Genomic DNA, 11,887 nt, shown 5'->3' with positions numbered 1-11,887 from the left:
GAAGTACATTAATTCTTGTTGAACCGCCGTATACGGAACCGTACGTACGGTGGTGTGAGAGGTCGGTAGGTGAATTAATCACCTACCTCCTACTCGATAGTTTGAATATTTTTCCTGGATTAAGTATGTTCTTGGGATCAAATAGGTTCTTTATTTTTCTCATCAATAAATAATTTGTATCGCCTAATGCCTCCTGTAGATATTCTTTTTTGGTAAGGCCTATTCCATGTTCTCCTGTGATTGTCCCCCCTAATGAAATAGCTAAGTTAAAAATTCTGGTAATTACTTCGTGTAAGTTTTTTTTCCACATGGTTTCCGTGAGTGAGCATTTTAAGATATTTACATGTATATTCCCGTCTCCCAGGTGTCCGTAACCAATGAGCTTGAAGCCTGTCTCTTTTGCAATTACTTTAAGCTTTTTCATGAACGTAAAGATTTCTGAAGGAGGGACCACGATATCCTCCGATACCTTTTTTCCTCCTATGAAACGCAAGGCTTCACTTATTTTCCGTCGTATTTCCCAGATTTTATTTTGGAGCGCGGGAGTGTCGGCATAAAGAATATCCATTGCATTATTGTCTTCTGCAAGTTTCGCGATATCGGTACTTTCTTTTTCAAGCATTTCCAGATGGTTTCCATCAAGTTCAATTATAATATGTGCTTGAGCGTTACTATATTGATGCTTTTTCTTTTCCAGCTTTTCCCAGGCTTTAATGCAATCCTTTTCGAGGAATTCAATTACTGAAGGGACGTATTGTGATTGGTAAATCTTGGGAAGGAAGGTCAATGCGTCAGTATAGCTGGAAAAGGGTATCCAGAGGTCGATTTTATACCGTGGAAGAGGGAGAACTTTCAGAATTATTTTCGTAATAATGCCCAATGTGCCTTCTGATCCGATAAGAAGCCCCAGGATATCATAACCTGTGACGTTTTTTCTTAGTTTCCCTCCTAGAGTAATAATCTCTCCTGTGGTCAAAACAACTTCCAAACCAAGTACATAATCTTTTGTTACTCCATATTTTACAGCTTTCATTCCGCCTGCACATTGCGCAACGTTTCCTCCGATAGTACATGAGTTAACGCTTGCGGGGTCCGGTGGGTAGAATAAATTATGTTCACTTAATCTGTTCTGCAAAGTGATATTAATAATCCCTGGCTCGCAGACGGCCATCATGTTTTCCTTATCAATCTCAAGGAGTTTATTCATTTTTTCCAGTGACATTACAATCCCTCCATAGATAGGGATTGCAGCACCTGTGACATTTGTTCCGGCACCTCTCGGTGTAACAGGGATACTGTATGAATACGCGATTTTCATTATTTTTGATACTTCTTCCGTTGTCTGTGGAAACACTACTATTTCTGGTATTATAGACGTGAGTTTACTTTCATCAGAGGTAAAGTTTACTACGGCATCTGCATCGGTTAATAGGTGATCACCAACTGCTTCTCTTATCTCTAAGAGTATTTCGTTATTAACTTTATTATATGGAAAATGATTTATTTGCATGGTATTTGGCTTATCAAATATTAGAATAGGACTACATGCCAATGGTGTCAATATAAAGGCGATCAATTGATCGCCTTTTAGATGTATTTATTTTAGATAATCTTTTAACTTTTTAAGTCGGGACGGGTGCCTGAGTTTTCTTAGTGCTTTTGATTCGATTTGCCTGATACGCTCTCTGGTAACATCATACACTTTTCCAACTTCTTCGAGAGTTCTTGGTCTTCCATCATCTAGCCCGAATCGTAGTTTTAATACCATTCGTTCTCTTTCAGAGAGTTCTTTCATGACATTCTCTAAATCATTACGCAGTAAGTTCCTGTATAACAGCTCTTCTGGAGAAGCAGAAGCTTCATCTTTAACGAAATCACCAAGTTTTGAACTGTCTGATTCATCGCCTATTGGTGTTTCCAGAGACACTGGAGATAACGCCGAGTTGAAAATATCTCTTACCTTTTCAACTGGAATTCCAGCTTTTTCAGCTACTTCGTTCTCAGTTGGTTTTCTGCCAAATTCTTGCATTAGCATTCGAGAAATTTTTCGCAGCTTTGATATTGTTTCTCCCAAATGTACAGGTATTCTTATTGTTCTTGATTGGTCTGCAATTGCTCTCGTAATTGCTTGTCTAATCCACCACGTAGCATATGTGGAAAACTTATAACCTTTTGTATAATCGAATTTTTCAGAAGCTCGTATCAGCCCAATGTTCCCTTCTTGTATTAAATCAAGAAAGGTAAGTCCTCTGCCAATATATTTTTTTGCTATACTTACTACTAATCGTAAGTTAGAGTTAACCAGGTCCTTTTTTGCTGCTGTACTTCCACTCACTATTTGTTTTGCCAGTTCTTGCTCTTGGTCAGATGTTAAAAGGTCTACCGTTCCAATCTCTTTCAAATACATTTTAACAACATCGTTAGTTTTTATTTCATGCAATTCTTTTTGCTTTTCAGAAATCTCAGGTTTTGTTTCAGCTTCTTGAGTTTCCGGAAGTTCAGATACTATATCTATTCCCTGATCTACCAAGCTTTCAATGAACTCCAGATTATCTTCCGGATTATAGATGAAACCTAATATATCATCCGGCGTTAAATAACCATTTTGTTCAGTGCTTATTTTCTCTAACTGCTCAATTTCCTGTTTATCTTCAAAGGGAACCTCGTTTGAGAATTCTTGAGTATCTTCAAAAAAAATTTTATCGTCAAAATTGTCCATAGATATCGCCACCTGTTTTTATTTAATCTTCAATTCATCGCTTTTAACCAGCACTGAATAGTGTTGCTACAATAATTAGCTGTAGTAACATTAATTTTGTGCTTTTATAATACCCCGAATTTATTATTATACTTCTTTTCTCTATTAAGTCAACGTTTAGATTAAAACAATATTTAGCTGACACAGCGAATAATTTAGTATAACTACCAGTTGATCGAGACATGATATGTTATTTCAATTAACGCCATTATTTTTGTTGTTGCAGACTTTACCAGCTTACTGTCTATCAGCCACGGTAGCTTAATTGATAATTGTGAAAGTTATTAATCAACTTTCTAAGCAACAACTCCATATAATATGATATCAATAAATGGACATTATAAAAATAGATATTTTAAGAAATAAACAGTAAGAGGATATTTTGATTGCCGAAAATAATAGGGGGATTCTATACCTTTTTAATTAAAAGCGCAATGCTTTCTTGATGAGGTGTGTACGGAAATAAATCGAAAGGCTGTAAGCAGCTGATCGTATAACCTTCTTGTAAGTATTTAAGGTCAATTGCAAGAGTTTTTGGATTGCAGGAAACATAAATCAACCATGGCAACGCATGTTCAAGTAACATTTTTCTCGTTTTAGGGTGAAGGCCTTCCCGTGGCGGATCGATGATTGCCAAAGTATTTTCTTTATCGTAATTGAATTCTTTTAAAAATAGTCTGACGTCTTTATGGTGATAGGAGATATTTGTCAGGTTATTAAGGGTTTTGTTTATTTCTGCATTAAGAATGGATTGTGCATGGAGTTCAACTCCAATTATTTCTTTTTTTAGATCAGCAATGTAGATGCCAATGCTTCCTGCACCGCAGTAGAGGTCTAGCACAGTTTCTGTTGGGATAGTGTTTACTATATCCTTTAAATGCCGGTACAATACCTCTGTCCCTTTGCTGTTTGTTTGGAAAAAGGATGAAAGTGATACTTCATAGTGTCTCTCATCAAGCTTCTCAAGGAAATAGTTCTGGCCTGTAATAGTGATCTGCTGCTCATAAGTGACGGTATCTGCAATATTACTATTTATTACAAGAGAAAAACCTACGAGTTCGGTAATTTCTTTTTTCAATATTTCTGAGAGCAGTTCGAGGTCAGGCAGGTTTTCATGGGCTGTAATCAACGCAATAATAATCTGTCCGGTATTTTTACCTTCCCTGATAAGCAGGTGACGAAGTGTGCCTTCATGCGTTCTTGGATTATATGAAATCAGGTTGTTTTTATTAGCCCAATCAATGATAATTTCTCTTATTCTGCTTGACTTGGTTGATTGCAGCCGGCATTCCGGAGTGTTGATTACAGTAGAAAAATCGCCTTTTTTGTGCATTCCCAGTATTATCGAACCATCTTTTGTTCCGAAAGTGAATTCCATTTTGTTTCTATAGTATAAAGTAGTTGGAGAAGGAATTATTGCTTCAGGTTCTGCATAAATATCCTGGTGTTTCAATTCGTTTAATAATAATCGATTTTTTAGAATAAGTTGATTTTCATAAGTTATATCTCTGAATAAGCATCCACCGCATTCAGGGAAGTGGGGACAGTCCGATTGAGCGCGAAGTTCGGATTTTTTTAGCATCTCGGTTACCGAGGCGTAATGTATCCCTTTCCTTTTTCTTTTGATCCTTACCGAAACAATATCTCCTGGAACTGTGTCTTTGACGTAGATTAATTTGTTCTCGTATTTCCCGGTGCCATAAGTTCCATAACAGATGTCGGTAATCTCTAATGAGGTAATGTGTTTGTCCATAATGTGTTTGTCCAGTTTATTGCGGCTGCCGGGTATGAGGCTTATCTACAGCAATTAGTTTGTTTTCTCGGTGTAACCGAGCGACTTAAGGAAGCCATTATTCTTTCTCCAGTTATGCTTCTCTTTTACATTAAGAGTAAGCGTGATTGAGCCTTGGATAAAATTCTTTAGCTCTCTTTTCGAAAAGTTTTTTATTGTCTTAATTTTCGACCCGTCTTTCCCAATCATAATTTTCTTTTGGCTTTCGGTCTCAACATAAATAACAGCATCTATAACTGCAGAACCGTCAGGTAATTCTTTGAACTCTTCGATTCTTACCGCAGTGGCATGAGGAATTTCATCCTGCATGTTAATGATTACATGTTTCCTGATTATCTCAGCTGTAATAAACCGCAGATTTTGGTCTGTGATCTCTTCGGGATCAAAATACGGCTCACCTTCGGGCAGATAATTAAATATCTTTTCGATGAGCTCCTCTGTGTTAGTTTTGTTGAGAGCTGAGATATCTACAGACTTAAAATCGCTGAACAGTTGAGTGTACTCTTTAATGAAAGTTCTGGGACAATCAATCTTATTAAACACTAAGATGAAGGGTTTTTTCTGGTGTAATATGTTTTCGGATAAAAACTTTTCTTCAGGTCCGAAAGGACGTGATACATCGACGATATAAAGAACGACATCGATATCGCTGTCACTTAGAACGTTAAGCGCAGTCTCGTTAAGTATTTCACCAAACTTAGCGGTAGTCTGGTGTATGCCGGGAGTATCAATAAAAACAATTTGCCCGCGCACGTCACTAAAAATCCCTTTTATCTGATTTCTTGTTGTCTGCGGGACATTAGAAGTTATTGATATCTGCTCCCCGATAATCGTATTAAGGAGTGTTGATTTCCCTACATTAGGCCTGCCAATGAGTCCAACAAAACCGCTTTTATACATCTTTACTCCTCAAATATGAATTTGTTTGTTTTAGTTATGTAAGTATAGTTAATAATTTACTCCAAATCAAGTAACGATTTTATCCGTTGAATATTTTTTATTATAGATATATATTCGGGGCACTGTATTTCAGTATGGTGCGATGGTCATTAATGGTATTGCAAGTTTATGAAGGGAGCAGAATATGATAAGAAAAATGATTGCTGCAAATGTAACCTTAGCTATGCTCTTTATAGTAGTTGTTCCTGGCATGACTATCGATACCTCAAAATCATTGGATGGGGCCCAAGATGCTTTTATTAAGATTTCGAAAGAAGCGACTCCGGCAGTGGTTAATATTTCAACAACAAGGGTAGTTAAGAACGAAGAAGCTCAAGAATCGTTAAGAGAATTTTTTGGAGACGATTTTTTACGAAAATTCTTTGAAGCGCCTCGAGGTGACTACAAACAGACTAGTCTTGGTTCTGGTGTTATTGTCGATTCTCGAGGATATATTCTGACTAATAATCATGTAATTGAAGGCGCGACTTCGATAGTAGTGAGATTGAATGATGCTCGTGAGTTCAAGGGAAAAGTCATTGGGGTGGATACGAAGACCGACCTTGCTGTTATCAAGATCGAGGCAAAAAACCTGACTGTGGTGAGATTCGGTGACTCTGACAAAATAGAAGTCGGACAATGGGCAATTGCAATCGGGAGTCCTTTTGGTTTTACTCAAACAGTTACGGTTGGCATAATATCGGCAAAAGGCAGGTCGAGAATCGGTCTGGTTGATTATGAAGATTTTATGCAGACGGATGCCGCGATCAATCCAGGGAACAGTGGCGGTGCACTGCTCAATATTAATGGAGAGCTCGTAGGAATTAACACTGCGATATTTTCCAGGACAGGGGGCTATGAAGGCATCGGTTTTGCAATCCCCTCGAATATGGCGAAAATTGTCATGGATGACCTGATAAGATATGGAAAGATCACACGTGGATGGTTGGGTGTGTATATTCAGCAGATAGATGAGAAGCTGGCTCGGCAACTGGGCGTAAAAACCTCAGAGGGTGTCCTGGTCGTTGAGGTTTCACCGGGAAGTCCTGCTGAAAAAGCAGGGGTAAAACGCAGGGACGTAATTACTAGTTATGATGGAAAGAAAGTAACCGATCCGGCGGAACTCAGGAATATGGTCGCGACGTCAAAGGTCGGGCAGAATGTTAAGCTGAACATTATTAGAAATGGCAAAGAAATGGAGATAACCGCACATATAGAATTGTTACAGGAAGGTAAGGCAGCTCAGAAGTCATCACCGCCGGCACAATTCAATAAACTTGGACTTAAGGTTCAGCCGTTAACTCAGGATCTAGCGGATAAACTGGGATATAAAGGATTAAAGGGTGTACTCGTTTCTGATATAGAAGCTGGGAGTTTATCAGACGAGGTTGGGCTTAAGCCGGGTGATCTCATCATGGAAGTCAATCAGCAAGAGGTAACAAACACCAATGATTTCGATAAGGCAATAGCTGATATAAAAAAGGGGGACCGGTTATTGTTGCTGATCCGTAGAGAAGGGTTTTCGTATTATGTTGTTATCGAAATAAATTAATAAATTTTGCTCCTAGATTTGTTGCAGCTTTTATATTTGAGCGCATCCGGTAGGAATCTCACCTGCGCAGATGCGCCAAATCTTTCGTCTCTTTTATCTGCCGGTTTTTATAGAAATTTGTTTTTTTTCCTGTAGTTATATTCCAATCCTATTGAAAAGTTCTGATAATATTGTAAGATGGAAATAGGGCTATTTACAATTTATATGCGGTTAAAGAAAAAAATGAAAAGCAATTATTATATTTATAGATTTTTACTAAGTTTTATTTTTTTATTATTAGCTGAAACCCCCTTGCTATACTCTATAGAGATAAAAGTGTACAATAATGGTTTGGGCACTTACGTGAAAGACCAAACCGTAGATTTAGTTCTCTTTAATAAAGACCAACTCGTAGCAACTACGGATCTAACCTCAGATAAAACCGGATTCGCGAGAAAAGACTTGGAGCAGCTGACTACTGAAAGTGTTTTATCTTTAAGCACGGTATACGAAGGATACACTTTCTATAACAAGGAAACCATTCAGAATAACGAGGCCTCGATTACTCTCAATGTATACACTCCGGACTATAGGCCGCAGGATTTAACCATAAAGCTTTATCATTGCATTATTTCTTCGATGAAAGATCACTTGATTTTTGATGTGCGGTTAATACTCGAAAACAAAGGCTTGAATTACTTTGTTTCAGGAAATAATGGTTTTTTATATCCGTTTTTTGAAGGTGCTACATTGCTTAACGCTTCTCCTATCGCAAAGATTGCCAACAAAAATATTTCTTTTGACGAGGGGGTCCGTCCCGGAGAAAGTATTTTTTCATATACCGTTATAGTTCCGTACAATTTTAAGCGGACATATGAACTGCCTGTTAAGGCAATCTATCCAATTATTGATTTGCTGGTTATTGGAGATGATAATATTGACATAAATATAAACGATAGCGTCGCTAGTATTGATAAGAGAGTCAAAAACATTTCCAGTGACATTAATATTACATATTTCACAGCCAGAAATATTGATAAAGACTTTAGAATACGGGTTATCCCTGTTAATAACTATAGATTACTATTCATTAAAACATTTTTTGTCTTAATATTTATCTTGGTATTTATCATTTTTATTTATATAAAGATAAAGAATCGCCTCGTTCCCTCATTTAATAATCTAGTAGAAAATATTTCGAACAAAGAGAGATATGATAAAGAAATTATTAAATAACAAATTCCCTTGTATTCCCTTACTATTGATCGTATAGTAGATGATGCTGATTATGATCTTGCTGTTTGTAAGGCGCGAAAGGATATAAGTATGCAATTAAATATGCAACAAGGACTGGAGCTTCGACAACAACTGAAGCAAATATTGACTCCATTGATGATCCAAAGCTTGAAGATACTTAATCTTCCATATCAGGAATTAACCGCAAAAGTTCAACAGGAAAGCGAAGAAAATATAGTCGTAGATATTGAGCAGCAAGATGCGTTGCTTTCTTATTTACGAGATAGCGGGTCCTCTATAACACGGCTTCGGTCTCCATCAGAAGAACATTTTAATTACCTGGATAAAGTAGCCTCAAATGGTGGCTCGCTCTATGATCATCTCATGGTTCAACTAGAACTTGAATATCTAGAGGAACCGGACTTTTCGATCGCCAATAAGATCATCGAGAATATTAATGACCGGGGATTTTTAGAGGGGTTCCCTGATCTTAAGGTTCAATTGATGAAGGATTTTAACGTTGCGGAAAATCGTATAAAAAGCTTGCTTTCTGTTGTCCAGTCTTTTGAGCCGGCGGGTGTCGGGGCCAGGAATGTCAAGGAATCCTTGCTTCTTCAGATCCAATCCTATTCTTTTGAAGACGACGACCTTAAAGAAATTTTAGATATGATAGTTACAGATTATCTTGAGGAACTGGCGAGGAAAGATTATGAGACTATTGCGATGGAGCTTAGTATCGACGAAGAAGATGTCGAACGGGCAGCTGAATTTATCGAGAATAATCTCAGCCCGGTTCCTGCCGAGAGTTTTCTGAATAATAATGGCGAGGTTAATGTAATTCCTTCTTTTGAGATCAGGAAGGAAGGGGACTCATACGTGTTCATTAACCTGGAGAAAGAAAAGGGGATAAAAATACGTTTCAACCAGAAGTATCTCGACCTTTTTCAGGCTCCTGATACCGATGAAAAAACCAAGGAATTTATTCGCGAGAAAATTAATAACGCCAAAAAGCTCATAGATATGATAAGCCGCCGAAATGAAATGATGGATAAAGTTGGAAATATCTTAGTTGAAAGGCAGAAAGATTATTTTGACAAAGGTATTCATTTTCTTATGCCTATCTATCAGAAAGAAATTGCAGAGCAAGTTGAAGTGCATTCTTCGACTATTAGCCGCGCCATAGCCTCTAAATATATCGCCACACCTTCAGGAATACTTCCTCTGAAATACCTTTGTCCTCGTCAGGTCAGTGGCGTTGCCGTAGAGAGAGTGAAGTACATTATCCGGGATATAGTGGATCAGAATCAATCTTTTTCCGATCTCAAAATCGCCCAAAAATTAGAAGAATTCGCTATTTACATAAAGCGTAGGACCGTTGCAAAATATAGAAGTAGTATAAAACTTCCGTCATCATTTAAACGAGGAGACAAAAAATGAATCCGGTTTTTCTTCAAATAGGGCCAATAGTCATAAGATATTACGGCTTAATGTATCTGATTAGCTTTTTATTTGCAATTTACATTGCAAATTTAGAAATTAAGCGTCGTGGGCTTGGTTGGAATTTTGAGAAATATATTGACCTCATGATGTATTCTTTTCTATTAAGCATTTTAGGTGCCAGGATATATTACGTAATTTTCACTTGGAGTTATTACAGTAAAAATCTAGCGGATATCGTAGCTATATGGAAAGGTGGCTTAGCTATCCACGGCGGTATTGTAGGCGCAATCATTGGGATTCTAGTATTTTCTCGTATGTTTAAGTTTAATCTGTGGACAGTCGGAGATATTTCGGTATTAGGCCTTTCTCTTGGCCAGGTATTTGGACGATTTGGGAATTTCATGAATGGTGATGCTCACGGGGTCCCGACGTCATTGCCATGGGGAGTGATCTTCCCTTCGGATACCCCTGCCGGAATGCAGTTCCCCGATACTCCGATACACCCGGTAATGCTCTATGAAATGGTGCTTGATTTCGTAATTTTTTTAATGTTGTGGAGATTAAGGAAACGTCCTTTTAAGCCAGGGTTTTTATCAATGCTTTATTTTATTCTTTACTCGATCATCAGATTTTTCGTATGCTTTTTCCGGGCTGACAGTTTAATGCTGGGACCTCTTAAAGTGGCTCAGGTTATTAGTATTCTGACAATTGTTGTTGCGGGCTATATTATGTATTCCCGCAAGTTATGGGAGACAGAATCGCTGTGACCTGGCTGGCTTCTGTTACACAAAGGCTTCTTGCGGGATCTGATCGTAGCAGGACTCATCGTCCACGATTTTATTATCCCCAGGCGTAAAACAAATAGCTTTTAGCTCAATGAATTTGCTATAGAGGTCCCTGTTTGCAGGATTAACTTTGTCAGAGGCGTTTCCGATAAAAGAGTTTAATTTGGAAGAAAAAATAATCATTTTTTGTGATAACCCTTTTACCTGAAGCTGGTATTTATCGAGGGTAGCATCAATTGTAGCAATTCTGGCTTCGATTTCTCCATTTTTAGCAAATACTTCTTTGTTGGCTTCATTTATTTGTTTTGTTTTTTCGTCTAAAGCTTTTAACTCGGTTTTATCTTTATTAAGATCGTTTATTTTTTGGTAAATATCTTTAAGTTGTTCACGAATACCCCGGTTAAAATTATAACAGTAATTTATTCTGGCATTTAAGTCTTTTTCATTCATTTTGCTCATGATTTGATCTATAGTTGCATTAAATTCGTCTAATGCTTTGAAATCATTATTTTGTGCGAAGAAATCCCGGGTGTTTTGGACGATTTGGTTTGCTAGTAACTGAACTGTCGGATCATCTGAAAATCTCATTTTTATTTCGGTTGCAGATTGGCCTACTCGGTTTAAGGCTTTTGATGCTCGTAAATAGAGTTCTTTGTAATCATCAATATTTTTCTCGAACATTTTTTTTGCATCATCATCTTTACAGTGTTTTCTTATAAATAATAATAATTCTTCCGGATCTTTAATCGATTCTAATTGGCTGTGATACTCATTCTTGGTATAACGTTTTGCATCCTCAATAATTTTTTTCTTACAATCATCAAGGCTATTTTTGACCTCGTCCTGAGCTACTTTTGCCTCGCTTGCGTTTTTAGCTGCTTCCTGTGCGTTTTTAGAGCCATTTAGTTTGTCGATAGACCCATTCAGGACATCTATTGACTTCTGGCTTTTTTCGAATTTAATAGCAGGTGGGAGAGGTTCTTTAGTTTGCGTGTTAGAGGTTTTTTTTGTTTCCGTTGAGTCAATATTCGAAGGAGCACTCGATTTGTCTGCTACGGAGCTTTCCGGGTGCTTGTCTGCTGCTTGAGGTTTATTGTTTGGGGTAGTTGTTCCGAATACATTTGTGTTAACTTCAAAAGTCATAAATAGACTCCTTTTCGTTATTAGATTCTTCTTGTACTATTAATTAAGTACCCATGTTTTTTGATAGCTAAACATCTAAAATTTGAAGAATACATTTCCGAAGAGAACACTTACACACTGTATTATCGTAATAAATATTATTATATTTCAAAAAATATGCTGCCCCCAACTCCTAAATAGAAAATTCACACAAAGATATAGGAATGTATAGGACAGATTTTTGCCAAAAAATTTACTAAACCCTGGATGGTTTTGATTTTTTA

At 37.3% G+C, this 11,887-nt stretch carries 9 protein-coding genes; 4 read left to right on the top strand and 5 right to left on the bottom strand.

Features of this window, described 5'->3' with window-relative positions:
* Nucleotides 1-82 precede the first annotated feature (82 nt).
* The 4 genes from DKM50_13700 to DKM50_13685 all read right to left on the bottom strand — a co-directional run bounded on the left by DKM50_13700 (nucleotide 83) and on the right by DKM50_13685 (nucleotide 5,450).
* Nucleotides 83-1,576, bottom strand: coding sequence for a hypothetical protein (locus DKM50_13700; protein PZM77243.1), 1,494 nt, complete (start codon nucleotides 1,574-1,576; stop codon nucleotides 83-85).
* A 21-nt stretch (nucleotides 1,577-1,597) separates the two neighbouring features.
* Nucleotides 1,598-2,719 carry an RNA polymerase sigma factor RpoD gene (gene rpoD, locus DKM50_13695; protein PZM77242.1) on the bottom strand — a complete coding sequence of 374 codons (1,122 nt, stop codon included), beginning with the start codon at nucleotides 2,717-2,719 and terminating at the stop codon, nucleotides 1,598-1,600.
* Between the two features lie 448 nt (nucleotides 2,720-3,167).
* Entirely contained in the window at nucleotides 3,168-4,511 is a 1,344-nt protein-coding gene (locus DKM50_13690; protein ID PZM77241.1) for a 23S rRNA (uracil(1939)-C(5))-methyltransferase RlmD, read from the bottom strand.
* 54 nt (nucleotides 4,512-4,565) lie between these two features.
* Nucleotides 4,566-5,450, bottom strand: coding sequence for a GTPase Era (locus DKM50_13685; GenBank protein ID PZM77240.1), 885 nt, complete (start codon nucleotides 5,448-5,450; stop codon nucleotides 4,566-4,568).
* A gap of 184 nt (nucleotides 5,451-5,634) precedes the next feature.
* On the opposite strand from DKM50_13685, the gene DKM50_13680 reads away from it, so the two are divergent.
* The 4 genes from DKM50_13680 (at nucleotide 5,635) to lgt (ending at nucleotide 10,463) form a co-directional block, all read left to right on the top strand.
* The gene (locus tag DKM50_13680) at nucleotides 5,635-7,041 is read left to right on the top strand and encodes a hypothetical protein (GenBank protein PZM77239.1); all 1,407 of its coding nucleotides are present in this window, start codon (nucleotides 5,635-5,637) and stop codon (nucleotides 7,039-7,041) included.
* A gap of 204 nt (nucleotides 7,042-7,245) precedes the next feature.
* Nucleotides 7,246-8,256 (top strand): hypothetical protein, encoded by a 1,011-nt coding sequence (locus DKM50_13675; GenBank protein PZM77238.1) that lies wholly within the window; start codon nucleotides 7,246-7,248, stop codon nucleotides 8,254-8,256.
* A 90-nt stretch (nucleotides 8,257-8,346) separates the two neighbouring features.
* Entirely contained in the window at nucleotides 8,347-9,693 is a 1,347-nt protein-coding gene (gene rpoN / locus DKM50_13670) for an RNA polymerase sigma-54 factor (GenBank protein ID PZM77237.1), read from the top strand.
* Nucleotides 9,690-10,463, top strand: coding sequence for a prolipoprotein diacylglyceryl transferase (gene lgt, locus DKM50_13665; protein ID PZM77236.1), 774 nt, complete (start codon nucleotides 9,690-9,692; stop codon nucleotides 10,461-10,463). The genes rpoN and lgt overlap by 4 nt, the downstream gene beginning before the upstream one ends.
* A gap of 15 nt (nucleotides 10,464-10,478) precedes the next feature.
* Here the strand turns inward: lgt and DKM50_13660 are convergent, their stop codons facing one another.
* Nucleotides 10,479-11,624: a hypothetical protein gene (locus DKM50_13660; GenBank protein PZM77235.1), complete on the bottom strand. Its 1,146-nt coding sequence runs from the start codon at nucleotides 11,622-11,624 to the stop codon at nucleotides 10,479-10,481.
* Nucleotides 11,625-11,887 lie beyond the last annotated feature (263 nt).

It is taken from the genome of Candidatus Margulisiibacteriota bacterium (assembly GCA_003242895.1).
Classification (GTDB): Bacteria; Margulisbacteria; Riflemargulisbacteria; order GWF2-39-127; family GWF2-39-127; genus GWF2-39-127.
This window is presented reverse-complemented; position numbering and strand designations above follow the sequence as displayed.

What these genes read in the sequence shown, in the direction of transcription:
- rpoN (PZM77237.1), top strand. Translation starts at nt 8,347, where the DNA reads ATGCAATTAAATATGCAACAAGGACTGGAGCTTCGACAACAACTGAAG.
- DKM50_13660 (PZM77235.1), bottom strand. Translation starts at nt 11,624, where the DNA reads ATGACTTTTGAAGTTAACACAAATGTATTCGGAACAACTACCCCAAAC.
- rpoD (PZM77242.1), bottom strand. Translation starts at nt 2,719, where the DNA reads ATGGACAATTTTGACGATAAAATTTTTTTTGAAGATACTCAAGAATTC.
- DKM50_13675 (PZM77238.1), top strand. Translation starts at nt 7,246, where the DNA reads ATGCGGTTAAAGAAAAAAATGAAAAGCAATTATTATATTTATAGATTT.
- DKM50_13690 (PZM77241.1), bottom strand. Translation starts at nt 4,511, where the DNA reads ATGGACAAACACATTACCTCATTAGAGATTACCGACATCTGTTATGGA.
- DKM50_13680 (PZM77239.1), top strand. Translation starts at nt 5,635, where the DNA reads ATGATAAGAAAAATGATTGCTGCAAATGTAACCTTAGCTATGCTCTTT.
- DKM50_13685 (PZM77240.1), bottom strand. Translation starts at nt 5,450, where the DNA reads ATGTATAAAAGCGGTTTTGTTGGACTCATTGGCAGGCCTAATGTAGGG.
- lgt (PZM77236.1), top strand. Translation starts at nt 9,690, where the DNA reads ATGAATCCGGTTTTTCTTCAAATAGGGCCAATAGTCATAAGATATTAC.